Source organism: Acuticoccus mangrovi (assembly GCF_016411865.1).
GTDB lineage: Bacteria > Pseudomonadota > Alphaproteobacteria > Rhizobiales > Amorphaceae > Acuticoccus > Acuticoccus mangrovi.
In genome coordinates, this window is record NZ_JAEKJA010000002.1 from 127,923 (window position 1) to 152,958 (window position 25,036).

General features: G+C 69.7%; 23 protein-coding genes and 1 tRNA gene. 7 read left to right on the forward strand and 17 right to left on the reverse strand.

The features are described from left to right. Positions 1 to 45 precede the first annotated feature (45 nt). Positions 46 to 119, reverse strand: a tRNA-Cys gene (locus JCR33_RS03640). Positions 120 to 332: 213 nt separating this feature from the next. On the opposite strand from JCR33_RS03640, the gene JCR33_RS03645 reads away from it, so the two are divergent. The 3 genes from JCR33_RS03645 to JCR33_RS03650 all read left to right on the forward strand — a co-directional run bounded on the left by JCR33_RS03645 (position 333) and on the right by JCR33_RS03650 (position 3,837). Further along, complete coding sequence (locus tag JCR33_RS03645; protein WP_198880662.1) at positions 333 to 2,900, forward strand: cellulase family glycosylhydrolase; 2,568 nt, start codon at positions 333 to 335, stop codon at positions 2,898 to 2,900. Between the two features lie 119 nt (positions 2,901 to 3,019). Then, entirely contained in the window at positions 3,020 to 3,151 is a 132-nt protein-coding gene (locus tag JCR33_RS25210) for a hypothetical protein (protein ID WP_269751134.1), read from the forward strand. 83 nt (positions 3,152 to 3,234) lie between these two features. Continuing rightward, on the forward strand, positions 3,235 to 3,837 hold the full coding sequence (locus tag JCR33_RS03650; RefSeq protein WP_198880663.1) for an LOG family protein: 603 nt from the start codon (positions 3,235 to 3,237) through the stop codon (positions 3,835 to 3,837). A gap of 6 nt (positions 3,838 to 3,843) precedes the next feature. Here JCR33_RS03650 and JCR33_RS03655 read toward each other — a convergent pair whose 3' ends face one another. The 10 genes from JCR33_RS03655 to JCR33_RS03700 form a co-directional block, all read right to left on the reverse strand. Further along, positions 3,844 to 6,207, reverse strand: a complete 2,364-nt coding sequence (locus tag JCR33_RS03655; protein ID WP_198880664.1) for a xanthine dehydrogenase family protein molybdopterin-binding subunit — start codon at positions 6,205 to 6,207, stop codon at positions 3,844 to 3,846. Next, entirely contained in the window at positions 6,200 to 6,691 is a 492-nt protein-coding gene (locus JCR33_RS03660) for a (2Fe-2S)-binding protein (protein ID WP_332461111.1), read from the reverse strand. The genes JCR33_RS03655 and JCR33_RS03660 overlap by 8 nt, the downstream gene beginning before the upstream one ends. Further along, the gene (locus tag JCR33_RS03665) at positions 6,688 to 7,548 is read right to left on the reverse strand and encodes an FAD binding domain-containing protein (RefSeq protein WP_198880665.1); all 861 of its coding nucleotides are present in this window, start codon (positions 7,546 to 7,548) and stop codon (positions 6,688 to 6,690) included. The genes JCR33_RS03660 and JCR33_RS03665 overlap by 4 nt, the downstream gene beginning before the upstream one ends. After that, complete coding sequence (locus JCR33_RS03670; RefSeq protein WP_198880666.1) at positions 7,545 to 9,089, reverse strand: amidohydrolase family protein; 1,545 nt, start codon at positions 9,087 to 9,089, stop codon at positions 7,545 to 7,547. The genes JCR33_RS03665 and JCR33_RS03670 overlap by 4 nt, the downstream gene beginning before the upstream one ends. A 26-nt stretch (positions 9,090 to 9,115) precedes the next feature. After that, positions 9,116 to 9,859 (reverse strand): ABC transporter permease, encoded by a 744-nt coding sequence (locus JCR33_RS03675; RefSeq protein ID WP_198880667.1) that lies wholly within the window; start codon positions 9,857 to 9,859, stop codon positions 9,116 to 9,118. Beyond that, positions 9,859 to 10,647, reverse strand: a complete 789-nt coding sequence (locus JCR33_RS03680) for an ABC transporter ATP-binding protein (RefSeq protein ID WP_198880668.1) — start codon at positions 10,645 to 10,647, stop codon at positions 9,859 to 9,861. The genes JCR33_RS03675 and JCR33_RS03680 overlap by 1 nt, the downstream gene beginning before the upstream one ends. After that, a complete protein-coding gene (locus JCR33_RS03685) occupies positions 10,644 to 11,435 on the reverse strand; it encodes an ABC transporter permease (protein ID WP_198880669.1) in 792 nt (263 codons plus the stop codon). Before JCR33_RS03685 ends, JCR33_RS03680 begins: the two co-directional genes overlap by 4 nt. Positions 11,436 to 11,467: 32 nt before the next feature. Further along, positions 11,468 to 12,439 carry an ABC transporter substrate-binding protein gene (locus JCR33_RS03690; RefSeq protein WP_198880670.1) on the reverse strand — a complete coding sequence of 324 codons (972 nt, stop codon included), beginning with the start codon at positions 12,437 to 12,439 and terminating at the stop codon, positions 11,468 to 11,470. Between the two features lie 500 nt (positions 12,440 to 12,939). Further along, positions 12,940 to 13,752: a zf-HC2 domain-containing protein gene (locus tag JCR33_RS03695; RefSeq protein ID WP_198880671.1), complete on the reverse strand. Its 813-nt coding sequence runs from the start codon at positions 13,750 to 13,752 to the stop codon at positions 12,940 to 12,942. After that, entirely contained in the window at positions 13,749 to 14,267 is a 519-nt protein-coding gene (locus tag JCR33_RS03700; protein WP_198880746.1) for an RNA polymerase sigma factor, read from the reverse strand. The genes JCR33_RS03695 and JCR33_RS03700 overlap by 4 nt, the downstream gene beginning before the upstream one ends. Positions 14,268 to 14,536: 269 nt before the next feature. Between JCR33_RS03700 and JCR33_RS03705 the strand changes: the two genes are divergently transcribed. Continuing rightward, a complete protein-coding gene (locus JCR33_RS03705; RefSeq protein WP_198880672.1) occupies positions 14,537 to 16,099 on the forward strand; it encodes a S8 family serine peptidase in 1,563 nt (520 codons plus the stop codon). Positions 16,100 to 16,220: 121 nt separating this feature from the next. Continuing rightward, positions 16,221 to 16,514: a hypothetical protein gene (locus JCR33_RS03710; protein ID WP_198880673.1), complete on the forward strand. Its 294-nt coding sequence runs from the start codon at positions 16,221 to 16,223 to the stop codon at positions 16,512 to 16,514. A gap of 82 nt (positions 16,515 to 16,596) precedes the next feature. Here the strand turns inward: JCR33_RS03710 and JCR33_RS03715 are convergent, their stop codons facing one another. Next, positions 16,597 to 18,183 (reverse strand): gamma-glutamyltransferase family protein, encoded by a 1,587-nt coding sequence (locus JCR33_RS03715; protein ID WP_198880674.1) that lies wholly within the window; start codon positions 18,181 to 18,183, stop codon positions 16,597 to 16,599. A 209-nt stretch (positions 18,184 to 18,392) separates the two neighbouring features. On the opposite strand from JCR33_RS03715, the gene JCR33_RS03720 reads away from it, so the two are divergent. Both JCR33_RS03720 and JCR33_RS03725 read left to right on the forward strand, forming a co-directional pair. After that, positions 18,393 to 19,835 carry a DEAD/DEAH box helicase gene (locus tag JCR33_RS03720; protein WP_198880675.1) on the forward strand — a complete coding sequence of 481 codons (1,443 nt, stop codon included), beginning with the start codon at positions 18,393 to 18,395 and terminating at the stop codon, positions 19,833 to 19,835. Positions 19,836 to 19,952: 117 nt separating this feature from the next. Next, complete coding sequence (locus JCR33_RS03725; RefSeq protein ID WP_198880676.1) at positions 19,953 to 20,888, forward strand: hypothetical protein; 936 nt, start codon at positions 19,953 to 19,955, stop codon at positions 20,886 to 20,888. A gap of 65 nt (positions 20,889 to 20,953) precedes the next feature. Here the strand turns inward: JCR33_RS03725 and sufA are convergent, their stop codons facing one another. From sufA to sufC, 5 genes are read right to left on the reverse strand one after another with little or no spacing between them, the layout of a single operon-like run. After that, a complete protein-coding gene (gene sufA / locus JCR33_RS03730) occupies positions 20,954 to 21,316 on the reverse strand; it encodes a Fe-S cluster assembly scaffold SufA (protein ID WP_232372196.1) in 363 nt (120 codons plus the stop codon). A 31-nt stretch (positions 21,317 to 21,347) separates the two neighbouring features. Next, the gene (locus JCR33_RS03735) at positions 21,348 to 21,725 is read right to left on the reverse strand and encodes an SUF system Fe-S cluster assembly protein (protein ID WP_198880677.1); all 378 of its coding nucleotides are present in this window, start codon (positions 21,723 to 21,725) and stop codon (positions 21,348 to 21,350) included. 10 nt (positions 21,726 to 21,735) lie between these two features. After that, positions 21,736 to 22,968: a cysteine desulfurase gene (locus JCR33_RS03740; protein ID WP_332461112.1), complete on the reverse strand. Its 1,233-nt coding sequence runs from the start codon at positions 22,966 to 22,968 to the stop codon at positions 21,736 to 21,738. After that, a complete protein-coding gene (locus JCR33_RS24815; RefSeq protein WP_232372206.1) occupies positions 22,959 to 24,251 on the reverse strand; it encodes a SufB/SufD family protein in 1,293 nt (430 codons plus the stop codon). Before JCR33_RS24815 ends, JCR33_RS03740 begins: the two co-directional genes overlap by 10 nt. Next, complete coding sequence (sufC, locus tag JCR33_RS03745; RefSeq protein ID WP_198880679.1) at positions 24,251 to 25,009, reverse strand: Fe-S cluster assembly ATPase SufC; 759 nt, start codon at positions 25,007 to 25,009, stop codon at positions 24,251 to 24,253. Before sufC ends, JCR33_RS24815 begins: the two co-directional genes overlap by 1 nt. Positions 25,010 to 25,036 lie beyond the last annotated feature (27 nt).

Genomic DNA, 25,036 nt, shown 5'->3' on the forward strand with positions numbered 1-25,036 from the left:
CACGGGGCGCCACCCCGGCGCGCTCGCGCTCGCAGCGGACCCGAATGGAGGCGACGGCCGGAATCGAACCGGCGTACACGGATTTGCAGTCCGCTGCGTAACCACTCCGCCACGTCGCCGCGCCGTGTTCCCTACGCCAATCGCCTCAGCCCGGCAAGCCTGCGGGAGAAGGCTTGCCCCGGCCCGTGCGGCGCCGCCGTCCGGCTGCGTCCCAACGGGCACATTCCGCCGAAGGTTGTGCGTCAACCGACCACGGCCGGTGGCGCCGACTGTGCGCATGGCCCACGATTGGCTAGGAATAACGAGATGATGAGCACTGCGTGGAGCAAGCCATGACCGACGTCGTGTCACAAGAGGCCCGGCTGAGCACGATCGTGCGCGAGCGCTGGGACTCCGGTGCCGTGGTCGATCTTTCGCTCGAAGCGCGCGTGCCGATCGAGGACTGGCGCATCGAAATCGATCCCGGCGGGCGCATCGTCAACATCTGGAACGCCCAGATCGTCAGCCAGAACGGCAGCACCTACGTGCTCGGCGCGGCCGACTACAACGAGCAGATCTCGCCCGGTGGCATCATCGACTTCGGCTTCGAGATGGAAGGCACCGGCGCGGTGCGCCCGCTCGCCTTCGAGGTGGACATTATGGCCGACGCGGCGCAGCAGGCGGCGCCGACCGCTCCCGCTCCCCAGGTGGCCGACACGCCACCGGCGCCGATCTCGCCCGACGCGCCGCGCCTTTCGGCGAATGGCATGCACCTGCGCGAGACCGACGCGACGGCAAAACCCGGCCACGCCGACGTGAGCGTGGAAGGCTCCATCGCGCACGAGACGCCGGGCGACCGCTCCGGCCTGCCGGGCGCCACCTTCGCGCCGGGCCCCTTCGCCGCCCGCGGCGCCGTGATCGTCGACGCCGCCGGCGAGCCGGCGGAGATCAACGGCCTCAACTGGTTCGGCTTCGAGACGGAGACCTTCGCCCCGCATGGCCTCTGGGCCCGCAACTGGCGGGAGATGATGGACGAGGTGAAGTCGCTCGGCTTCAACGTGCTGCGCCTGCCGCTCTCCGGCGAGCTCGTCGACACCGGCGGCACGCCCACCAGCATCGATCTCGGCCTCAACCCCGACCTCGAGGGGCTGAGCGGTCTCGAGATCCTCGATGCCATCGTGGACTATGCCGACAAGATCGGCCTGCGCGTCCTGCTCGACTATCACCGCGGCAGCCCCGGCAGTGGCCCCAACGACAACGGCCTCTGGTACGGCGACGGCCGCACCGAGGGCGCGGTGATCGGCGAATGGGAGACGCTCGCCCGCCGCTACGGCGACAAGCCGGCCGTGATCGGCGCCGACCTCATGAACGAGCCCCACGCCGCGACCTGGGGCGATGGATCAGCGACCGACTGGGCCGCCGCGGCCGAGCGCATCGGCGACGCGATCCTCGGCATCGCGCCGAACTGGCTCATCGTGGTGGAGGGCGTCTCCACCTATGACGGCGACACCTACTGGTGGGGCGGCAACCTGCAGGGCGCGCGCGACCACCCGGTGACGCTCTCGGTGCCCGACCGGCTCGTCTACTCCGCACACGACTACCCGCCGTCGGTGCACCCGCAGCCATGGTTCACCGACGGCACCGATCTCGCCGACAAGTTCCGGCAGAACTGGGGCTACCTGGTGGAGGACGGCACCGCCCCCGTGCTGATCGGCGAGTGGGGCTCCAAGCTCGAAACCCCCGGGGACGCGCGCTGGGCCGACGCCATCGAAAGCTACATGCAGAAGAACGGCGTCCCCTGGATGTGGTGGTCGCTCAACCCGAATTCCGGCGATACCGGCGGCCTCTTCGAGGACGACTGGTCCACCGTGCGAACCGCCGTCACCGACCTCCTCGACCCGTTTCTCGTCGAGACGCGTCCCGACATCGCCCTCTCCGACGACATCGGCGGCCACGCGGCGACGTTCACGGTGAACCTCGCCCAGCCCGCCGACAGCGAGGTGACGCTGAAGTTCGCCACCACCGACGGCACCGCCGCGGCGGGTCTCGACTACGTGGCGACCGCCGGCACCCTCACCTTCGGCCCCGGCGAGCAGCAGAAGACGGTGAACGTGCCGCTGTTGCCGGACACCCTCCAGGAGGGCAACGAGTTCTTCTACCTCGTGATCGGCGGCAGTGACGGGGTACGCGCCTCGGGCACCGCGGTCATCGTCGACGACGACGCGCCGCGCCGCGGGGCGACGCCCTTCGTCGACGTCGCAAGCACGGTGGTGAACGAGGGCGCCGGCGCCGCCCGCTTCCGCATCGTCCTCTCCGAGCCCGCGAACCACGACGTGTCGATCGACTTCACGACACGCGCCGAGAGCGCCGGGCACGACGACTTCCAGCCGACCAAGGGCACGGTGGTGATCCCGGCGGGTGAGATCCAGGCGACGCTCGAGGTCGGCATCAACGACGACAGCGAGCTCGAGAAGGCCGAGCGCTTCACGATGGAGCTGACCTCCGCCGAGGGCGCGGAGATCCGTGGTGGAGAGGCGACCGGCCTCATCGCCGCCGAGCCGCCGGGGACGATGGAAATCGACGTGTCGGCCAACCCGACCGGCGAGACGCAGCTCACCATCGACCTCATCCTGTCGGAGGACTGGGGGACGGGGTCGGTCTTCAACGTGGTCATCAACAACGTGTCGGACCAGCCGGTGAGCGGCTGGCGCCTCGCGATGGATCTGCCCTTCGACATCGAGAAGCTGTGGAGCGCGGAGCTCGTCGCCGACGAGGGCGAGCGCGTCACCCTGCAGAATGTGGAGTGGAACGGAACCATCGCGCCGGGTCAGACCGTCGACTTCGGCTTCGTAGCCGACGAGGGTGGCATCGATCTCGGCACGTTGATTTCAGGCGCCGATCTCGAACTCACGGTGCAGTGAGGCGGGAGAACGAACGAAACGGACCGGCATGACGTTGTTGCGGTGGCCGACCGTCCATCGGAAGGTGTGCGCACCGCGGCCACCCGGCCCCCTGCGACAGAGCCTGATTGGAGCCCTTCATGAGCCCGACCAACATCATCGTCACCACCGTCATCATTCTCGCCATCATCGCCGGAGGAGCGTATTTTTCCGGCGTGTTCGACCCGCCCCCGGCGGTGGTCGACCCGGCCCCGACGACGCCGGCGAATTGAGGCCGTCTCCTCCCTTGTGCGATCGCCGGCAGGGGTGATGGATTGTGGTGCGTGCCCGAAAAGCGCGTGATAGCCTTCCCGTCATGGACACACTACGAAGCGTTTGCGTTTATTGCGGCTCGGCCACCGGAACGGATCCGGCCTTTTCCGAAGCCGCCGATGCCCTCGGTACGGCGATCGCCGAAGCGGGCATCACCCTCGTCTATGGCGGGGGCTCCATCGGCCTCATGGGGCAGATCGCCCGCCGCGTCCTCAACTGCGGCGGCGAGGTCGTCGGCGTCATCCCCCAGTTTCTCCACGATCGCGAGGTGATGTTGCGCGAGGTGTCGAGCCTCGTCGTCACCGAGGACATGCATCAGCGCAAGAAGCTGATGTTCGACCGCTCCGACGGCTTCATCGCGCTGCCCGGCGGCATCGGCACGCTGGAGGAGGTGGTGGAGATGATGACGTGGTCTCAGCTCGGCCGCCACGACAAGCCCATCCTGCTCGCCAACGTGTCGAACTTCTGGGACCCGCTGCGCGAGCTGATCGACCACATGACCACCTACGGCTTCATCCGCCCGGGCTGGGACGTGACCTACGACGTGGTGGACGACATCGCCGAGGTGGTGCCGCGGCTCATCGCGCGCCACACCGCCCTGCAGGAAGAGCGGACGCCGCAAGAGGCGATGCTGAACCGCCTCTGAGGCGGCTCACCCCTTCACCCGGCCGAGCCCGGCGAGGATGCGCCCCATGGTGAGGGGCATCGCCGACACGCGCCCACCGTAAGGCGCCAAAGCATCGTTGACGGCGTTGAAGACGGCCGCCGCCGCCCCCACCGTTCCCGCCTCGCCGAGCCCCGCGGCACCGAGCGCCGAGCCCGGGATCGGCGGAGCCTTGGCGTGCACCACCTCGATGTCGGGAAGGTCCGACGCCTCCGGCAGGCGATAGTCGGCGAGCGTCGTCGCGAGCGGCTGGCCCTCGGCGTCGAAGGTCAACTCCTCGAAGAGGGCGCTGCCGAGGCCCTGGGCGACGGCGCCGCGGATCTGCTCGTCGGCGAGAAGCGGGTTCACGATGCGGCCGGCCTCGTGCACCACCACGTGGCGCAGGAGCTTCACCGATCCGAGCTCGACGTCGACCTCCACGAGGGAGAGCTGGAAGCCGGAGCCGGCCCGAAAAGGTCCGTCGAGCGGGCTGTAGTCGGCGCTCTGGACTAGCTGCGGATGCCGGCCGCCGAAGGCGTGCGGGCGATAGTGCGCCGTCACCGCGAGATCGGCGAGGCTCATGCGCGCGCCGGACGCGTCGTGGATCGCGCCGTCCATGAGCCTCAGCGTGGCGGGATCGGCCTGGAGAAGGCTGCCCGCGAGCTCCAGGATCTCCGTGCGCAGCTTGCGGCCGGCGTGCCAGGCCGCCTCCCCGCCGATCGCGAGACAGCGCGAGCCCCAGGTGCCGCCGCCTTGCGCCGTGGCGGCGGTGTCGCCGGTCACCACCTCGACCCGCTCGAGGGGAACGCCGACGGCGGCGGCGACGATCTGCGTCACCCCCATCTCGCTGCCCTGGCCCTGCTCGGTCACGCTGGAGAGGCAGCGCAGACCCCCCGTCGGCTCCAGACGGATGGTGCACGAATCGCGGCTCGACACGGCGACGCCCCCGTCGCCGTAAAAGCCCGAGCCGCGCGAGGTCTGCTCCACGAAAGCGACGATGCCGAGGCCGAGGCAGCGCCCCTCCGCCCGCCCGGCCGCGACGTCGCGGTGGACGGCCGGAAGGTCCACGGCCTTTTCGAGGGCGTCGAGGCACTGCGGGAAGGTTAGGCGGGGAAAGGTGGTGCCGTTCGGCGAGGCGTAAGGAAGGTCCGCCGCGGTCAAGAGGTTGATGCGGCGGAATTCCAGCGGATCGATCCCGGCCGCGGCGGCGCCCGCGTCGACGAGCCCTTCGGTGACGGCGCAGCCGATCGGATGGCCCACCCCGCGATAGTGGCCGGACGGCGGCTTGTTCTGGAAGACGACCCGCGCCCGCCCGCGCATGGCGCAGAAGCGATAGGGCGCGCCGGCAAGGCCGATCACGGAGCGGATCTCGCCGGCGCTCGATCGCGGATACTGGGAGTAGGCGCCGATGGCGAAGAGATCGTCGATGTCGAAGGCGAGGATCCGGCCCTCCCCGTCGACGGCGATGCGGCCCGTCACCACGTGCTCGCGGGCGTGGATGTCGGAGACCATCGATTCCAGCCGGTCGGCGATGAAGCGGACCGGCCGGCCCGTCAGCATCGCCGCGGCGCAGACGGCGAGCTCGTCGCCATAAAGCTGCTGCTTCACCCCGAAGCCGCCGCCGACGTCGAGACAGGACACCCGCACCTTCTCGACGTCGAGACCCAGGAGGCCGGCGAATTCGACGTTCATCTGATGCGGGCACTGGTGGCTCATCGAGACCGTGAGACGCCGCTCCCCGGCCTCGTAGGTCGCGACGATGCCCCGCGTCTCGAGCGGCACGCCGGTGACGCGGCCGAACGAGAAAGCAAGCTCGGCGACGTGGGCGGCCTGCGCGAAGGCGGCGTCGACGTCGCCTTTCTCGTGAATCAGCGTCAGGGCGACGTTGTCCGGCGCCTCCGGATGGATCGCCGGGGCGCCTTCGGCGACCGCCGCACGGGGGTCGGCGACCGCGGGAAGCGGGTCGTAGTCGATCTCAACGAGCTCGGCCGCATCCTCGGCCACCGCACGGGAGGCGGCGAGGACGAGGGCGACGGGCTCGCCGGACCAGCGGACGATGTCGGCGGCGAGCGCCGTCTGTCGCGGCGCGACGAGGTCGGGAAACGCGCCGTGGGTGCCGCGGAACGACTTGAGGATGGGGGCGAGATCCGCCGCCGTCAGCACGGCTGCGACCCCCGGCATCGCCCGCGCCGCCGCCGCATCGATGGAGAGGATGCGGGCCGAGGCGTGGGCGCTGCGCACGAACGCCACCTCGAGACCTCCGGCGGGGCGGGCGTCGGCGACGAAGCGGCCGGCGCCGTTGACGAGGCGCGCCGAGCGAGCCGTCGGCAGCGGCACGCCGACGGGAGCGTCGATGGTCACGGGCTCAGTCATGCGGGGTTCCCGCCGCAACCTTCGCGATGGCCTCCACGATCGCCTGATACCCCGTGCAGCGGCAGAGGTTGCCCGACAGGGCGTGTCGCAGTGCCGTCGGGTCCGAAACCCCCTCCTCGATCACCTCGGCGGCCGTTAGAAGCACCCCGGCCGTGCAGAAGCCGCATTGGAGCGCGCTGCGGGCCCGGAAGGCCGCCTGGAGCGAGGCGAGGCGTCCGGACCGGGTCGCCCCCTCGATGGTCTCGATCGTGGCGCCGTCGGCCTGCACGGCGAGGAGCAGGCAGGAGCGCGCTGTCCGCCCGTCGAACACGACGGTGCAGGTGCCGCACACGCCGTGCTCGCAGCCGATGCGGGTGCCGGTGAGGCCGAGATCGTCGCGCAGGAAGTCGGCGAGGCTCTGGCGCGGCGAGACGACGGCGCGCACCGTCTCGCCGTTCACCGTGGTCTCGATGGTGACGGGGGCGACGGGTTCGGTGAGGATCACGGGCGGGCTCCCTCGAAGAGCGCGGCGACGGCGCGGCCGAGAAGCGCCCCCACGAGGTGACGGCGCACCGCGGCGCTGGCGCTCGGAGTGGCGATGGTCTCGACCTCGCGCCGCGCCGCCTCGGCTGCTTCGGCAAGGGCGGCGCGCGCGTCGTCCGCGGCGGCGAGGATCGCGGCGGCGGCAGGCGCGGGGTTCGGCCGCTCCCCGGCAGCGAAATAGACGAGCTCCACGTCCCTCAACCTCGCCCCCGAGGGCCGGGCGAGAGCGACGAGGCCGACGATCGCATAATCCCCGGCGCGGGGCGCGGCCTCGACCACGGCGGCGCCCCGCCCGTCGGCCGGAAACTCGGCGGCGACGAGGAGGTCTTCCGGCCCGCGGGCGGTCTCGAAGGGGGCGAGATAATAGTCGGCGGCGGCGATGCGGCGCGTTCCGGCGGCGGAGGCGAGCACCAGGCGGGCGCCGGCGGCGACCGCGCAGGCCGGAAACTCGGCCGCCGGATCGCCGAGCGATAGCGCGCCGCCGATGGTGCCCCGGTTGCGGATGCCGTGGTGGGCGATGTGCGGCACCGCCTTCGCCAGCACCGGCGCGTCGCGCGCGACAAGGGCGTCGCGCGCGACCTCGCGGTGGCGCGTGAGTGCGCCGACGCTGATCCCGTCTTCGATCTCTGTGACGCCGGCGAGCCCGCCGATGCGGTTGATGTCGATGACCATCGCAGGGCGGGCGAGGCGCATCGCCAGAAGCGGCATGAGGCTCTGGCCGCCGGCGAGGATCTCCGCATCCTCGCCGTGCTCGGCAAGGAGGGAGAGCGCCTCCTCGCGGGTGTCGGCGCGCCGATATTCGAACGGCGCCGGCTTCACGCCGGTGCGCCCGAGCGCTCTTGCCCAGTGAACAGGCGGTTGGTGCCGACGCTCTCAGCCCAGGTCCGCCGATGCGCCTCGGCGAGATAGGGCTCGAGCCGCATGATGCGCCGCTCGATGGCCGCATAGTCCTCGCGGAAGGTGGGGATGACGGCGCAGATCTCCTCGAGCAGCGCCGCCTCGTCCATGGTGGTGAGACGCCCCTCCTCCACCACCGTCTCGCCGCCGACGATGACGGTGCGCACGCCGCGTCCACCCTCGGTGTAGACGATCTGCCGGGTCGCGCTGTTGAGCGGGACGTAGGACGGATCGTCGATGTCGATGAGCACCATGTCGGCGCGCTTGCCGACGGCGATGCTGCCGATCTCGTCGGCCTTGGCGACGGCGCGCGCGCCGCCCTTGGTGGCCGCCGCGAGCGCCGGCACCGACTGGACGGGTCCCGGCTCGGGATCGGAGATGTGCACCAGCATCGCGAACATCTTCATCGCCTGAAACATGTTCTGAGCGTCGCTGCAGGAGCAGTTGTCGCAGCCGAGCGCGAGCGACACGCCCGCGTCCTGCAACGCCCGGATCGGCGGAATGCCGCTCTTGAGCTTCATGTTGGAGAGCGGGTTGATGACGACGCCGGTGTCGGTGTCGGCGAGCATCTCGATCTCGTCGGGCAGCAGCCACACCGAGTGGGCGAGGTTGAGGCGGGGACCGAGGATGCCCTCCGCCTTGAGGCGGCGGATGAGCGAGCCGCCGTGCTCGGGATATTCGAGACGGGCCTGAAGGGCCATGCCCTTCGATTCGTAGATGTGGGTGAAGATCGGCAGGCCGTAGCGCTCGGAGAGGTCGCGGGTGCGGGCGATCATCGCCGGGGTGCAGCGCTCCGGCGCGGACGGGCCGAGCGCCCAGGAGATGCGGTCGGTGGGCGGCGCGGCGGAGAGATAGACGTCCTCGAAATGGGCGAGCTGGTCGATGCGCGCGTCGGGCTCGGCGGCGGTGGAGAGCTGACCGTGCAGCTCCTCAGGAAACACCTCGCGCCAGAAGGGAATGGTGTCGATGCCGCGGATGTCGGCATATTGCAGCGCCACCACCGCGCGGATGCCGATCGCCTCGTAGGCCTCGACCACGGTGGCAAGGTGCTCCGGATCGAACGGGTAGAGCGTCACCATGTCCTGCACGGTGGTCATGCCGGACTTCAGGCATTCGAGCGCGCCGAGAAGGGTGCGGGCGCGGATCTCGTCGCGGCTGCGCTTCGGGTATTGCGGCGGCAGGGCGAGAAGGCGCCAGGTCTCGAGCGGCTTTTCCTCCATCACCCCCTTCGCCAGCGTGTCGTGGGAGTGGTAGTGGGCGTTGACGAAACCTGGCGAGACGAGACGGCGGGAGCAGTCGATCACCCTGCCCTTGCCGCCGAGCCGCGCTTCGTCGATCTGCGGCGCGATGTCGACGATTCGGCCGCCCTCGACGAGGATGTCGGCCCGCTGGGGCTGATGCGGGTCTCCTCCTTCCTGGAGAACGAGGCCGCCCTTGAGGAGGAGCGGAGCGGGATCAGTCATGACAACTCCCTGCGCCGGCCGATGGCTCAGCGCGACTTGGCGTAGAAGGCAACGCGCCGTTCGATGAGCCCGACCCCCTCCACGAGGAGGAAGGCGAGCACGAAGATGATGATGACGAGCGCCCAGAAGCGCTCCATGGAGAAGGTCTGCAGATAGAGATCGAAGAGCGCGCCGAAGCCCACCAGCGCGATCACGATCTGGCCGATGATGACGCCCTTCACCCCACGCACCACGGCGAGGCGGATGCCGGTCAAGACCTCCGGGAGCGCGCCCGGCACGAGGATCTTGGTGAAGATCGCGAGCCGCGAGGCGTGGTGTGTGCGCGCCATGTCGATGAGCGAGGGGTTCACCTTGCGCACCCCCTCGCGCGCGTCGAGCACGATCACCCACACCGCGAACAGGAAGACGGTGGCGATCACCGTCGTCTGGCCGATCCCCAAGAGTGGCATCAGCGCCGGCACCACGGCGGTGAGCGGGGCGGAGATGAAGACGTTGGCCCAGACGTTGAGGAGCCTGTCGGCGGGGCGGAAGACGCCCATCAGAACGCCGAGCGGCACCCCCACGACGACGGAGAGCGCCATGCCGATGCCGAAGGCGCGGCCGGTCTCCAGCAGGGCGAGGCGGAAGCTCTTGAGCTGCACCACCTCGGTGACGCCCACGAGCACGGAGGAGAGCGGCGGCAGCACGCTGATCTCGACGGATTGCGCCACCACCTCCCAGACGAGCGCCCACGCGATGAGCGTCAGCAGCGGGGCGAAGCGGCGCGCCATCAGTCGAGATACCGCTTCAGGCCGCTCCAGATCTCGTCGACGAGGGCGACATAGCGGGGATCGCGGCGGATCGTCTCCGGGTCGCCCTCGTGGGCGAGGCTGGTGTCGACCACCTGCGACACCTCTCCCGGATTGGGCGACAGGATGACGATGCGGTCGGAGAGATAGACCGCCTCCTCGATGGAGTGGGTGACGAAGATCACCGTCTTCTTCTCCACCCGCAGGAGCGACAGGAGATCCTCCTGGAGCTTGCGCCGCATCTGCTCGTCGATCGCGGAGAAAGGCTCGTCCATCAGCAGGACGTCGGCGTCGACGGCGAGCGCCCGGGCAAGGCCCGCCCGCTGCCGCATGCCACCGGACATTTCGTGCGGATAGCGGTTCTCCGCACCCGCGAGGCCCACCTCGGCGATGTACTTGCGGGCGATCGCCTCGCGCTCGCGCTTCCTCACCCCGCGCAGCTCCAGCCCGAAGGCGACGTTGCGCAGCACCGTCGCCCACGGCATCAGCGCGAAATCCTGGAATACGAACGCGCTCGCCGGGCTCGGCCCGTGCACCGTGGTGCCGTTGATGATGACCTGGCCGCGCGTCGGCTCGATGAGGCCGGCGATGATCTTCAAAAGGGTGGTCTTGCCGCAGCCGGAGGGCCCGAGCAGCGACACCAGCGCGCCACGAGGGAACTCGACCGCGATGTCGCGCAGCGCCTCGGTGCCGGTCGGGTAGACCATGCCGACGCCGTCGACCTTCACGGCGACCTCGCGGGCCGGGACGGTGGTATCGGGCAAACTCATCTCCGCGTCTTGCCGAACAGGCGCCGCTCCGCCGTCTCGATCAGCGCCAGCGTGACGGTGGCGAGCGCGATGATGGATACGATGGCGGCGTACATCTCCGCGTACTTGGCGACGGAGCGATAGTAGCTGATGGTGTCGCCGATCCCGGTCGGCGTGATGAGGAGCTCGGCGAGCACGATGCCGATGAAGCCGCCCGACACGCCGAGGCGCAGGCCGGCGAAGATCATGCCGCTCGCATCGGGCACGATGATCTTGGTGACCACCTGGCGCGTGGAGCCCTGGAAGGCACGCGCCATCTCGATGAGGCGGGCGTCGGCGTTGCGAATGCCGGCGAAGGCGTTGAGCGCCGTCAGCGGCACCGCGAGGATCATCACCGCGACGACCTTGGCGAGATCGCCGATGCCGTAGATGAAGGTGATGAGCGGGATGATCGCGGCGACCGGCGCGGTCTGCATGATGACGAGCGGCGGATAGAAAGCGAATTCCAGGACCCGCATCAGCCCCATCGAGACGCCGAGGGCGATGCCGACCACCGCGGCGGCGAGAACGCCCACGACGAGCGGCGGGATCGTCTCGCCGTAGGCGCGCAACAGTTCGCCGGACGCGATCAGCCGCACGAGCGCCGCCGCCACCGCCGAGAAGGGCGGAAAGGCGAGGCTGATCGGCACCCGCCCCGCCACCTCCCACGCCCCGAACACGATGGCGAACGACAGGAGCGTCCACCCCCAGGACGGGATCGAGACGGACCTGCGGCCCGTCTCGCTCGGTGCTGATGCCTCAACGCTCACGCGAAGCTGTCCTCATCCGGCGCGCGTCGCCCTCAGTTGACGCTGGCGAGCGCGTTGTCGAGGGGGGCGAAATCCCAGAACTTCTCCGGGTCGAGCGAGCTGGCGTTCTCGATCTGGCCGGCGAGCTCCAGGAAGGAGAGGTCGGCTGCGGCGGCGTCGCGGCCGCCCCCGTCGATCGGGAAGATGCCGGCTTCGACCGCCCGCTCGAAATAGGGCGTGATCTCGGCGACGGCCTCGTCGGTGAGGTCGGGCAAGAGGCCGAGGCGCTCGCGCTCGGCGGCCGGGAAGGACGGATCGTCGTTGGTGGCCTTGGCGGCCTTCACCAGCTCCTCGAGCAGGATCTGCACCGCCTCTTCGTGCTCGGCGAGGAAGTCGGTGTTGATGTAGAGGGTGGAATCGGAGGCGTCCTGATCGCCGGTCGGCAGCATGGCGAAGCGCTCAGGATCGCTGTCGATCAGGATCTTGGAGTTGGTGAGGTCGAGGTAGGTGGCCTTGATGTTGCCGCGCTGCATCGCCACCACGCGGACCTCCGAGCCCGGCACGTAGCTGATGTCGCTGAAGTGGATGCCGGTCTTGTTCTCCACGATCCGCGCCAGCGTCTCGGTGCCGGAGCCGCGCGAGTGGACGGTGAAGGTTTGACCGTCGAGGTCCTGCCAGTCGGTGTAGACCGTCTTGTCGACCACCGGGATGTAGGCGAGCTTGCGGATCTGGTAGAGATTGCGCACCGGCGCGTCGAGGTTGGCGATCGCCTGGTAGGAGTCGCCGACGCCCACGTCGACCTGACCGCCCAGCACCGCCTGGAACACGATGTCGTCCGACTTCAGCGACACCACTTCGATGTCGACGCCGCGGGCCTCGGCGTTGGCGTAGGCGATGAGCTGAACGAGGTCTTCGCCGCTGAAGGTGTCGGCCTCGGCGATGCGGATCGTGTCGGCCGAGGCCGCCGTCGCCGCAAAGATCACCGCCGCGCCGGCGATGGTGCTTAAGGAAGCGAATTTCGTCATGGTCCATGCCTCCGCTCGGGGTGGTGGAGCGCCGCCGGGGGCCATCGAGGCGATGGGCCGGTGCCGTCTTGGCCGGAGACTGCGGGCGAATGGTGCGGCTTGCAAATCGAAAAGCCGGAAGGATTCTTTTTAGAAACCAATCAATGATCGACGGGACCTCGACGTGCCGGCGCGTGGAGTGAATGTCGCAGCGCTACGTCACGCCTTTCTTTTTCCGAGATCACGGCCCATCGCGAAGGGACGTCATCCCTCCGTGGTCTATCGAAAAATCCGAACGGATTTGCAGAGTTCAGCGCACCTAGTGCGCGCCGACGGCGGTATGGGTCGAACCGCCGCGTCGAACGAGTCTCGCAAGCTGCACGCCAATTGCGGTGCGACAGAACCACACTGCATGTCGGAACGGTTCGAATCCCGGGCGGTTCGGCGCAGGCGCACGGCGGGGGAGGATCGGCCCTCCCCCGTCCCGGGGTGCGCGGCGGCCGGCCTCGCGGCCGCCGGTCTCAGCGAAGGGCGTCGAGCGCGGCCTTCTCCTCGGCGGCGCCGAGGGGGGCACCGGCGTCGATGGTGCTGAGATAGGCATCGAGCGCCTCGGCGCCCGAGGCCGGCGCGTAGCCGCCCGGATCGACGGCCTGGGCGACGGCGAAGTCGACCTGCCAGGCGCCGCCGCGATGGCAGGCGACGCCCGTCACGCTCTCGTCGGTCTCCACCTCGAAGTCGCGGCACAGATCGCCGGAGGCGTTGCGGAAGGTGGTGATGGCGCGCATCACGCCCCCGTCGCCGAGCGCGACCGTCTCGCCGGAGGGCGCGCGCAGCCCCTCCCCGATGGGCAGCGAGGCGAGCTGCCCCACCCCGCCCGTCGCGGGGCCGGTGGCGGGCGGGGAGCCGCCGAACTCGCTGCCGGCAAAGAAGGCGCCGACGCCAATCGCGAGGCCGAGGACGGACGCCGCCATCGCCATGAAGACCTGCCCTCGCGCCGGGGCCGCCGACGTGCGGCGCGGCCGGAAGGCGACGACGTTGCCCTCGGCCGCGGCATCGTCCGCCGGCACCGTGTTGTCCTGAGCGGCGGGTGCCGCCGCCGATCCGTGGCGTGCGATCATCGCCTCGACGGATGCCTTCAGCGCATCGGGCACCGGCTCGGGCGCGAACGCGGTCTGCGCCAGGGCGCGCGTGTCCTGAAACATCAGCACGCGCTCGGCGATGGCCGGATCGCTCTCGAGCGCCGCCTCGACGGCGGCCGCCTCTTCGGGCGAGGCCTCGCCGTCGGCATACGCCATCAACATTTCGTCGGTCAGTCCCCCGTTCAACTCGGTCATGATCTTGATCCTCGTGTGGGGGAGGAACGGGCGGCGCCGACGCTTATTCCCTTTTCTGCGAGCAACGCGGCAAGTTTTGTTCGGGCGCGGGCGAGACGGCTCATCACCGTGCCGACGGGAACGCCCATCACCCCGGCCGCCTCCGCATAGGACAATCCCTCCACGCACACCAGCGTCAGCACCTCGCGCTGCTCGTCCGGCAGCTGGTGGATCGCCTGCGCCGTGTCGGAGAGCTCGAGCCGCGAGGTCGCCACCGCCACCCCGTCGGTCCCGACGACGGCGTCGGCCTCCTCGACGGGCGCGGCGGCCTGGGTGTTGGTGCGCCGGATGCGGTCGATCCAGAGATTGCGGATGATCCGGAACATCCAAGCGTCGAAGCGGGTGCCCGGCTGAAAGCTCCCGGCGTTGAGAAGCGCCCTCTCACAGGCCGACTGAACGAGATCGTCGGCCACGTCGTGCTGCCGCGCCAACGATAGCGCGAAGCGCCGCATCGTCGGCAAGAACGCGATCAGCATCGGCCCGATCGTGTCGTCCTGTGCGCTCACGCCCCCTCCTTTTGTCCCATCGCCATCGTGTGTGCCGGAAAGTTGGAATAAAAGGAATGGGTGATCCGTTCGTTGTGAATGAGATCATGCCGTGCCACCACTTTTTGAATGAATATTTTCATGATGATGCTTTTCAGACTGGTGACGTTCTCGCCGCTGCGCCGTGGCGGACGGAGGCGTTACCGCCGCTCCACCGCAGGGAGCGCAATTAACAATGCGATGAACTTCGGGGGGTTCCGATGACACCAGTGAACGTGAAGATCCGCACCGCCATGGTCGCCGCGGCCGTGGTCGCGGGTGGCGCCGTGTTGTGGAGCGGCGGACCGCTCGCCGTCTCGCCTGCCGCCGCGCAAGAGGGCTACGGCGGCGAGGGAGAGGGCGGCCGCTCGTCGAGTTCGAGCGACGTCGATACCGGGGGCGGCGGGCAGAATCACTGGCTGAGGCCGCGCCCTCTCGATGCGGCGCCGCCCGAGGAAGAGGTGATCGTCATCCTTCCGCCGCAGCAGGTGGCACCGCCGCCGCGCACCCGCACGCGCCGGGTCGAGCGCCGCCGCTCTCGTCCCGTCGCCCGCCGCTCGCCGCCCGCGAGCACCACGCCGAGCGCTCCCGTCCTGCCGCCCCTGCCGAGCGAGCGGCCCAACGAGCTCATCGCCTTCGGCCTCGACGACGGGGCGCTCTCCACCCTCGCCGGTCAGGGCTACACGGTGATCGAGCGGACGTCGATCGGCTTGCTGGGCGGCGATGTCGTGCGCCTCGAGGTGCCGGCGGGCACGGCGCTCGCGAGCGCGCGCACCGCCGTGCTCGCGGCGGCGCCCGACGCCGTGGTGGACGTCAACGCGATCTATACGCCGACGGAAGGGCCGGGCTGCGAGGGCCTCGCCTGCACCCAGCTCGCCCTCGTCGGCTGGCCGCGCACCGTCACCGCTCCCGCGGCCACCCCCGCCACCTGCGGCGAAGGCGTGACGCTCGGCATCATCGACACCGGAATCAACCCCGACCACGACGCGCTGAAGGCGGCCGACGTCACCCTCATTCCCCTCGTCGGCGACGCGCCCGCCACCTCGCGCCAGACCCACGGCACGGCCGTCGCCGCGGTGCTCGTCGGCTCGGGCGACGACCGCATCCAGGGCCTCCTGCCGAAGGCGAAGCTGCTCGCGATCGACGCCTTCGCGGAAGAGGATGGCGGGCGCACCCACAGCGACGCCTACAGCCTTGTGCGCGCCCTCGACATCATGGCGCAGCGCCATCCGGACGTGCTCAACCTCAGCCTGACCGGTCCCGCGAACCTCCTCCTGGAGCGGGCGATCGACGCGGTCGAGGATGAGAATATCGTCATCGTCGCCGCCGTCGGGAATGCGGGGCCCGCCGCCGATCCGCTCTATCCGGCCGCCTACCCCAACGTCATCGCGGTCACCGCCGTGGACAAGGACCGGCGCATCTATCGCCGCGCCGTGCAGGGCGATCACGTCGACTTCGCCGCCCCCGGCGTCGACGTGTGGACCGCCGCCTCGCTGCGCGGCGCGCGGCCGAAGACGGGCACGTCCTTCGCCGCCCCGTTCGTGACGGCGGCGGTCGCCCTCGCCCGCTCCGGCGGCGCCGCCGACCAACCCGCCATCGTGGAGCGGCTGCGCGGCCACGTCGACGACCTCGGCGAGACCGGCCGCGACCGGGTGTTCGGCTGGGGCCTCATCAATGCGGCCGACCTCTGCACCGCGCCGGCAGCGACAGAGGCTCCGGTGGTCGCGGCCTCCGCACCGGCCGAGGGAGTGGAGGACGCCTCCTACACCGCCGCCTCCGAATAGCCGGCACGGACGATGGGGCCGCCGGTCCGGCACCGCCCCATCGTCCACTCTGTGACCCCCGTCACATCCTGATCCGAGGAACGCCCCCACCTCCCCCGGACGACAACGAATGGGGGCGTTGATGAGCACAATGGCCTGCACGGTCGCTCCGAGCGGGGGGCTCGAAGTGGCGACCGACTGCATGAATCTCGGCAGTCGAAAGCATCTGCGCGTGACGCTGAGAAATCCGCGAGACGAGCCGGTCGAGACCTGGACGGTGGAGATCTGCATCGCCGCACGGCTCGCCGGCATCTACGGCGCCTGCTGTCCGGAGCTTGCGGGGTGCCGCTACCGCATCCTGCCGTCGGTGGTGAACCGTGCGGTTCCCTCGCAAGGCACCCTCACCTTCGGCCTCCTGTTCGAGGCCTTGAGCTGACGGCGGCCGTCCGGCCTCGCCCACGGGGGGAGCGAGGCCGGACGCATCGATCGCGGAGCCACGCCGACGTGATCGGGCGCGGTCAGAGGACGACGGCGTGACCGTCTTTGCGCGGGTCGGAGGCGGCCGCGTAGAGGTCGCCCACGCGCATGATGGCCTGGGCGCCGCCGAAGCCGAAGGCGGCGCCGGGGGCGTCGTTGTCGAGCACGTGGCCGAGCGCGGCGAGCCCCTCCAGCGTGGCGGCGGGGAAGTGCGTCTCGATGGCGATCGTCAGCCCTTGGAGCACGCGGAAGCGCGGCGCGTCGGCGGCGGTCTGAAGGCCCTGGCCGAACCGGCCGACGCGGGTCACGAACTGGGCGTGGGCCTGCGCCTGGATCGGCCCGCCCATCACGCCGAAGGCCATCACCGGGTCGGCACCCTTCGTCACGAAGCCGGGGATGATGGTGTGGAAGGGCCGCTTGCGCGGCGCGACGAGGTTGGGGCTCGCCGGATCGAGCGAGAAGCCCTTGCCGCGGTTCTGCAGGCTGACGCCGAAAGTCGGCTCCACGCAACCCGAGCCGAACCCCTCGTAGTTCGACTGGATGAACGACACCATCATGCCGTCGGCGTCGGCGGTCGTGAGAATCACAGTCCCGCCGGCGAGCGGCTTGCCGGTCTCGAAGGTCTGCGCCCTGTCCGGATCGATCAGCTTGACGCGCTCGTCGAGATAGGCCGGGTCGAGGAGCTCGGCCGGGCTCACCCGCATCGCCTCGAGGTCGGCGACGTGAGCGTAGAGGTCGGCGAGCGCCACCTTCACCGCCTCGATCTGGAGGTGGATGGAGCGCACCGAATCGGGCTCGTCGCCGAGATCGAGGCGGTCCATCAGACCGAGCGCGATGAGGGCGGCGATGCCCTGCCCGTTGGGTGGGATCTCGTGCACCGTGAGGCCGTAGGCGTCCATGGTGATGGGGGTCACCCAGTCGGCGGTATGGCTCGCGAAGTCGTCCATCGTGTGGGCGCCGCCGTCCGCCTGGGAGCGCGCCACGATCGCCTCGGCGATGGCGCCCTTGTAGAACGCCTCGCCTCGCGTGGCGGCGATGAGCTCCAGCGCGTCCGCCGCCCCCTTCAGGATGAAGCGCTCGCCGGTCGCCGGAACCCGGCCGCCGGGACGGAACGCATCCGCCCAGCCGGGCTGATCGATCAGGTCCGGCTCCTGCCGCCGCCACGAGGCGGTGGTGACCGGGCCGACACCATAGCCGTTGCGGGCGTAGTCGATCGCCGGGGTGAGAAGGTCGGCGAAGGGCAGCTTGCCGAACCGCTCCGACAGGGCCGCCCAGGCGGAGATCGCGCCGGGGATCGTCACCGTGTCCCAGCCGCGGTTGGGCATTGCGGTGCGGCCGGCGAAATACTCGGGCGTCCAGGCCGCCGGGGCGCGGCCGCTGGCGTTGAGCCCGTGCACCTTGCTGCCGTCCCACACGAGGGCGAAGGCGTCGGAGCCGAGGCCGTTGCTGACGGGCTCGGTGATTGCCAGCGTCGCGGCGGTGGCGATGGCCGCGTCGACGGCGCTTCCCCCTGCGGCGAGGACGCGCAGTCCCGCCGACGCGGCGAGCGGCTCCGACGCCGCCACTCCGGCCTCGCCGAAGTTCGTCGAGCGCGCCGAGCGATAATGATAGCGGTCGTCGAAATTCATTTCCCGATCACCCGAACATGAGATGTTGGCAACAATCCGCTGAAAACCTGCCACTTTGGCACGATTCGCGCCCCTTCCGACGTTGACAATACGATTTTCTCCGCTAGCTACACCTTGTGGGCCGCAACGCCGAATAACATTGCAGCACGTGCCGCGCGACGGGCGCGCCACCCTGCCAACCAAGAGTTAACTGCACCATTTCTGATCCGATGTTCAACGAACTCGGCCTCAGCGCGAAAGTGCTGTCGGCCGTCGAGGCCGCTGGGTACTCGAAACCGACGCCGATTCAGGCGGAGGCGATTCCGCACGCGCTCGAAAAGCGCGACGTGCTGGGCCTCGCACAGACCGGCACGGGCAAGACCGCCTCGTTCGTTCTGCCGATGCTTTCGCTGCTCGAAAAGGGCCGCGCCCGGGCGCGCATGCCGCGCACCCTCATTCTGGAGCCGACCCGCGAGCTCGCCGCACAGGTCGCCGACAGCTTCGAGAAATACGGCGTCAACCACCGCCTGACCGTCGCCCTTCTGATCGGCGGCGTGTCCTTTGCCGACCAGGACCGCAAGGTCGACCGCGGCGCCGACGTGGTGATCGCCACCCCCGGCCGGCTGCTCGATCACATCGAGCGCGGCAAGCTCCTGTTGCAGCAGATCGAGATCCTCGTGGTGGACGAGGCCGACCGCATGCTCGACATGGGCTTCATCCCGGACATCGAGCGCATCTGCAAGCTCCTGCCCATCACGCGGCAGACGCTGTTCTTCTCGGCTACGATGCCGAAGGAGATCCAATCGCTGGTCGACCGCTTCCTGCACAATCCGGTGCGGGTGGAGGTCTCCCCGCCCTCCTCCGCCGCCGAGACGGTGGAGCAGCGCTTCGTGCGCTCCGGCGAGACGCCCAAGGAAAAGCGCGCCACGCTGCGCCGCCTACTGGACGACGAGACGGAGATCTCAAACGGCATCATCTTCTGCAACCGCAAGCGCGACATCGGCACGCTGTTCCGCTCGCTAGAGCGGCACGGCTACTCCGTCGGCGCGCTTCACGGCGACATGGACCAGCGCTCGCGCATGGCGACGCTCGACGCCTTCAAGAACGAGAAGATCAAGCTTCTCGTCGCCTCCGACGTCGCCGCCCGCGGCCTCGACATTCCGAAGGTGAGCCACGTCTTCAACTACGACGTGCCACACAACGCAGAAGACTATGTGCACCGCATCGGCCGGACCGGCCGCGCCGGGCGCTCCGGCAAGGCGTTCACCATCGCAACGCGCGAGGACAAGAAGCTCGTCGCCGCCATCGAGGCGATGCTGAAGCGCGAGGTGCCCTGGCTCGAAGAGGCGCAGGCGGAGGACGCCGCCCCGGCGCCCACGGAGCGGCCCCGCCGCTCGCGTCGCGGCGCGAAACCCGATGCGACGCCGGAGGCCGCCGCGCCGCAGGAGAAGGCGGAGGCGACGCCGCCCAAGGCCGAGACGGCACCCAAGCCCGAGCGCTCTCGGGACAATCAGGGTACCGAGCGCAAGGGTGAAGGGCGTGGCCGCCGCGAGCGCGAGCCGGACGAAAGCCGTCTGGTGTTCGGCGAGACGTCCTACGTGCCGGCCTTCCTGCGCCGCCCCATTGCGCCCCGCCGTACGACGAAGTCGACCGCCGACGCGGACGCCGACTGACGAGGTCTTGCTACAGCGTTAATGTGCGCTGTGGATATTAAAGGGTCGTTAACCCTACTCGACGAGCCTTGCGCATGAGCTGCACGCCAAGATGCAGCCCAACGCGAGGCAGATCCAGTGATCGACACCCTTCCGATTCCCTACCGGACGGGGGCCATGGTCGGGCCCGACAGCGTCCAGAGCGAGGCCCGGCCTGCCGGCAGCGCATCCTGGCGCCACCGTCTGCCTTCCCCGGAGCGACAGGCGGCGATCGCCGAGGATCTCGCGAGCGCCCTCGCCGAGCTTCAGCCGCCCCCTTCGGGCCAGATTGCCGGTCCGGCGAAACGCGCCATCACCGCCAACGAGGCTCGCCCGCGTACCGCGCAGGAGACGCCGCGCCATCGGATCACCTACGTTCACCAGGACGTTGCCGAGGCCCCGGCGATCGAGCTCCCCGACGCGCGATCGGATCGGCCGGAGAGTGAGCCCGCGGCCGCACGTGCCGACGGCAGCCGTCGCACCGCGTCGCACCAGGCGCTCGAGGTGGCGAGCGCCTTCGAGCGGACCGACATCGTCCCGTTCGTCTGCGATCGGGCACGGCTGATGCGCGACATGCGTCGGATCTGGATGGGGCCGGCGTTCAAGCGCTCGCCGCATACGTTGCTTCTGGTATCGCTCCGCCTCGCGCGCGTTCCCGGGGCCAACACCCCGGGTGCCGCACGGCTCCTGAGCCGCACCAACAAGGTGCTGCGGCAGGCGCTCGCCGATCTCGGCGAGGTCTACGTCCTTGCCCCCTACGCGGCGGGTCTCGTCCTCTGCGACAAGAACCTCGTCCACACCAACCGGATCGCCGCCGCCATCCAGAAGGCAGTGGACGAACGCTCGCTCGCCAATCCGACCTCGCCGATGATCTTTGCCGCGGGCGCCGCAGCGCTCCACCGCGACGACGACCCCGCGGGCGTCGTCTGCCTCGCCGAGCACTGTCTGCGGACGGCGGAGGAGGCGCCCGCCTCGCGCGTGATCGCCGAATCGGATGCGGAGATCCGCCGGGCCCAGCGCCGCCGCGCCTACTGACGAAAAGCGCGCCGCCCCTTGCGGAGCGGCGCGCGACATCGTCTCGCCGACGGACGGGGTGAAGCCTACTCGGCCGCCTCCGCGGCGGGCCGCAGCTCCACCGATTCGCCGCAGCCGCAGGCCGAAACCTCGTTGGGGTTCTGGAACACGAAGCCCGAGCGGAACTTCGTCACCTCGTAGTCCATCCGCGTGCCGAGCAGAAACAGCACGGCCATCTTGTCGACGAACACGCGGGCACCGTCGGCTTCCACCACCTCGTCCTTCGGATCGGGCTCGGCAACGGTTTCTATGGTGTACTCCATGCCCGCGCAGCCGCCTTTCTTGATGCCGACGCGCAGGCCGGCCATCGGCGGATCGCTCTGCGACATGATCTCGCGCACGCGCTCGGCCGCGGCGTCGCTCATCGTCATCACGGCTTTACGGGGCATCTCGTCTCCTCCTTCGCGCCGGGCGGCGCGGTCAGTACATATCGAGCGCGACGCGCGCCTCGTCCGACATGCGCGAGGGATCCCACGGGGGATCGAACACCATGTTGACGGTGATCGGTCCGATGCCTTCCACGGCGCCGAGGGCATTCTCCACCCAACCCGGCATTTCGCCGGCCACCGGGCAGCCCGGCGCCGTCAACGTCATGTCGACCGAAATCGAGCGATCGTCTTCGATGTCGACGCGGTAGATCAGGCCGAGCTCGTAGATGTCGACGGGGATCTCGGGGTCGTACACCGTCTTCAGAGCGGCGACGATGTCGGCCGTGATGCGGTCGAGTTCCTCCGCCGGGATGGCCGAATCGGGCGCGTCCACGGTTTCGAGAGCCTTCGCGTCGCTGACGGCGTCCATCAAACCCTCCTCACACAAAGAATCTATGGGCCTTCTCGATCGCCTCCGCAAGGCGGTCGACCTCGGCCACGGTGTTGTAAAGGCCGAAGGATGCACGGCACGTCGCCGTGGTGCCGAGGGCGTCCATCAGCGGTTCGGCGCAGTGGGTTCCGGCCCGCACCGCCACTCCCTCGCGGTCGAGAATGGTGGCGACGTCGTGCGGATGCGCCCCCTCGAGGTTGAAGGCGAACACGGCACCCTTGCCCGGCGCATCGCCGTAGAGGGTCAGCGCGTTGATGCCGCGCAGCCGCTCGCGCGCGTAGTCGCGCACGGCCATCTCGTGGGCGTGGATCCGATCCCAGCCGATCTCGGCGACATAGTCGAGGGCCGCGCCGAGGCCGATCGCCTGGACGATCGGCGGGGTGCCCGCCTCGAAGCGATTGGGCAGTCCCGCGTAGATGATCTCGTCCCGCCCCACCGCGGCGATCATCTCGCCGCCGCCGAGGAAGGGCGGCATCTCCTCCAAGATGGCGCGCTTGCCGTAGAGGACGCCGATCCCGGTCGGCCCGTAGATTTTGTGGCCGGTGCAGGCGAAGAAGTCACAGTCGAGGGCCTGCACGTCGACCGGCCCGTGGGCGGTGCTCTGGCTGCCGTCGACGAGCACGGGAATACCGCGGGCGTGGGCGATCTCGACGATGTCGGCGACCGGCGTCACCGTGCCGAGAACGTTCGACATGTGCACGATGGCGACGAGCTTGGTGCGCTCCGACAGCGCGCTTTCGAACGAGGCCATGTCGAGCGAGCCGTCCTCGGCGAGCTCCACCCACTTGAGGACGGCGCCCTTCTCGGTGCGCAGCATGTGCCAGGGCACGATGTTGGAGTGGTGCTCCATGACGGAGAGAACGATCTCGTCGCCCTCGCCGATGTGGCCCCTCCCCCAGGCGTTGGACACGAGGTTGATCGCCTCGGTGGAGGAGCGGGTGAAGATCACCTCGTCGGCCGAGGCGGCGTTGATGTGGCGGCGCACGGTCTCGCGCGCCCCCTCGTAGGCCTCGGTGGAGCGGTTCGCCAACGTATGCAGGCCGCGATGGACGTTGGCATAGTCCTCGCTGTAGGCCTGCATGATGCGGTCGAGCACCGCCTGCGGCTTCTGGGCCGACGCGGCGTTGTCGAGGTAGACGAGCGGCTTGCCGTGGATCTCCTGGCGCAGGATCGGGAAGTCGGCTCGGACGGCCTCCACGTCGAAGGGCGCCCTCAGCTCCACGTCTTGCCTCCCATGACGTCGAGCGCGCCGCGCAGGTGATCGGCGAGCTTGTCCTGCAGCGCCTCGTCGGTGACGCGCTCCAGCGCCTCCACCACGAAGGCCTCGGCGAGCAGGCGGCGGGCGGAGACCTCCGGCACGCCGCGGGCGCGCAGGTAGAACACCATCTCCTCGTCGAGATCGCCCGACGTCGCGCCGTGGCCGCATTGGACATCGTCGGCGAAGATCTCGAGCTCCGGTTTGTTCACCACCTCGCCGGTCTCGTCGAGGAAGAGGGCGTTCGACATCATCCGCGCGTCGGTCTTCTGCGCGCCGGGAGCGACGAGGATGCGACCTTGGACGATGGCGGTGCCGCCGTCGCCGACGGCCGAGCGGAAGACCTCCGACGATGTCGAGTTGAGCGCGTCGTGGCGCAGCACCAGCGTGTTGTCGGCGTGGCGCTTGCCGATCGCGACGGTGGCGGCGCGGAAGTTGACGTCGGCTTCGTCGCCCGCCACGTGGGCGAACGCCTGGGCGCGGGCGAGGCCGAGGCCGGTGGAGACCGTGAGATGCTCGAGCCGGCCGCGTTCGGCCACCCGCACGTGCAGCGAGGAGAGGTCGGTGCTCGCCTCAGACGCGCCGTCGGCGATGCGGATCCAGTCGACCCGTGCGCCCTCCGCGATGGTGAGCTCGGCGAGGGTGTTCAGCACCGCGTCGCGGCCGCCGATGACGCGCTCCACGACGTTCGCCGACGCGCCGGGTGCGACGAAGACCGCGATGCGACCCATCACCAGACTCTCGTCGTTGGCGACGTGGACGATCTCGAGCGGGCGAGCGGAGGGCGCATCGACGTGGATTGAGACGCCGCCCTCGAAGAGGCCGACATTGGCGAGGGTGAGCGGATCGTCGCTGGCGGCGACGAGGGTGCCGACGCCCTCCGTCTCCGCCCCCTCTCCGAGGAGGGAGGCGATGCGGATCCCGCCGATCGTCTCGCCGATGGCGCCGTGATAGCGGCCGTTGGCGATGAGCACGCGGGTCGCCCCTTCCTGCAGCGGCGGATGGGCTGCGAGAGTGGCGGCGACGCGTGCATTGTCGGCCGGTCCCGCCGGCTCGGGCAGCCGGCGCAGCCGCGCCTTGAGGTCGGTGTACTTATAGGCCTCGACGCGCCGGTGCGGCAGCCCGTTCGCGGCGAACCGGCGGAAGGCGTCGGCACGGGCCGCATCGATGGGGGCCTTGGTGAAGCTCGCGGAGCGGCTCTCGAAAAGGGCTGCGAGGGTGCGCTCCGCCTCCGTCTGCGCGGCGCTCATCACGCGGCCTCGAGGAACTCGGCGTAGCCGCGCTCCTCGAGCTCCTTGGCGAGCTCCGGCCCACCCGAGCGCACGATGCGCCCGCCGGCGAGGACGTGCACGTGGTCGGGCACGATGTAGTCGAGGAGCCGCTGATAGTGGGTGATGACGAGGAAGGAGCGTTCCGGCGAACGCAGCGAGTTCACGCCTTCCGAGACGATGCGCAAGGCATCGATGTCGAGCCCCGAATCGGTCTCGTCGAGCACGGCGAGCTTCGGTTGAAGCAAGGCCATCTGCATGATCTCGTTACGCTTCTTCTCGCCGCCGGAGAACCCGACATTGATCGGCCGGCGCAGCATCTCCTGCTTGACGCCGAGCTTGTCGGCAGCGGTCTTCACCGCCTTCATGAACTCCGGCGTCGACAGCGCCTTCTCGCCGCGCGCCTCGCGCTGGGCGTTGAGGGCGGCCTTGAGGAAGGTCATCGTGGCGACGCCCGGCACTTCCACCGGATATTGGAAGGCGAGAAAGATGCCCGCGGCGGCACGCTCTTCCGGTGCCATCTCCAGGAGATTCTCGTCGTTGAAGCTGATCGTTCCCTCGGTCACGTCGTAGCCGTCCTTGCCGGCGATGATGTGGCCGAGGGTGGACTTGCCGGCGCCGTTGGGCCCCATGATGGCGTGCACTTCGCCGGGCCAGATCTCGAGGTCGAGGCCCTTCAGGATCTCGCGGGTGCTCTCGCCGTCCTCGACGCTGGCGTGCAGGTTCTCGATGCTGAGCATTCTCGTCTCATGTCGTTGCGGCAGCCT

Bases quoted from the DNA above. Each gene is read 5' to 3' on its own strand.
- JCR33_RS03645 (WP_198880662.1), top strand. From the start codon at position 333: ATGACCGACGTCGTGTCACAAGAGGCCCGGCTGAGCACGATCGTGCGC.
- JCR33_RS25210 (WP_269751134.1), top strand. From the start codon at position 3,020: ATGAGCCCGACCAACATCATCGTCACCACCGTCATCATTCTCGCCATC.
- JCR33_RS03650 (WP_198880663.1), top strand. From the start codon at position 3,235: ATGGACACACTACGAAGCGTTTGCGTTTATTGCGGCTCGGCCACCGGA.
- JCR33_RS03655 (WP_198880664.1), bottom strand. From the start codon at position 6,207: ATGACTGAGCCCGTGACCATCGACGCTCCCGTCGGCGTGCCGCTGCCG.
- JCR33_RS03670 (WP_198880666.1), bottom strand. From the start codon at position 9,089: ATGACTGATCCCGCTCCGCTCCTCCTCAAGGGCGGCCTCGTTCTCCAG.
- JCR33_RS03675 (WP_198880667.1), bottom strand. From the start codon at position 9,859: ATGGCGCGCCGCTTCGCCCCGCTGCTGACGCTCATCGCGTGGGCGCTC.
- JCR33_RS03680 (WP_198880668.1), bottom strand. From the start codon at position 10,647: ATGAGTTTGCCCGATACCACCGTCCCGGCCCGCGAGGTCGCCGTGAAG.
- JCR33_RS03690 (WP_198880670.1), bottom strand. From the start codon at position 12,439: ATGACGAAATTCGCTTCCTTAAGCACCATCGCCGGCGCGGCGGTGATC.
- JCR33_RS03695 (WP_198880671.1), bottom strand. From the start codon at position 13,752: ATGACCGAGTTGAACGGGGGACTGACCGACGAAATGTTGATGGCGTAT.
- JCR33_RS03700 (WP_198880746.1), bottom strand. From the start codon at position 14,267: ATGCTGATCGCGTTCTTGCCGACGATGCGGCGCTTCGCGCTATCGTTG.
- JCR33_RS03705 (WP_198880672.1), top strand. From the start codon at position 14,537: ATGACACCAGTGAACGTGAAGATCCGCACCGCCATGGTCGCCGCGGCC.
- JCR33_RS03710 (WP_198880673.1), top strand. From the start codon at position 16,221: ATGAGCACAATGGCCTGCACGGTCGCTCCGAGCGGGGGGCTCGAAGTG.
- JCR33_RS03715 (WP_198880674.1), bottom strand. From the start codon at position 18,183: ATGAATTTCGACGACCGCTATCATTATCGCTCGGCGCGCTCGACGAAC.
- JCR33_RS03720 (WP_198880675.1), top strand. From the start codon at position 18,393: ATGTTCAACGAACTCGGCCTCAGCGCGAAAGTGCTGTCGGCCGTCGAG.
- sufA (WP_232372196.1), bottom strand. From the start codon at position 21,316: ATGCCCCGTAAAGCCGTGATGACGATGAGCGACGCCGCGGCCGAGCGC.
- JCR33_RS03735 (WP_198880677.1), bottom strand. From the start codon at position 21,725: ATGGACGCCGTCAGCGACGCGAAGGCTCTCGAAACCGTGGACGCGCCC.
- JCR33_RS24815 (WP_232372206.1), bottom strand. From the start codon at position 24,251: ATGAGCGCCGCGCAGACGGAGGCGGAGCGCACCCTCGCAGCCCTTTTC.
- sufC (WP_198880679.1), bottom strand. From the start codon at position 25,009: ATGCTCAGCATCGAGAACCTGCACGCCAGCGTCGAGGACGGCGAGAGC.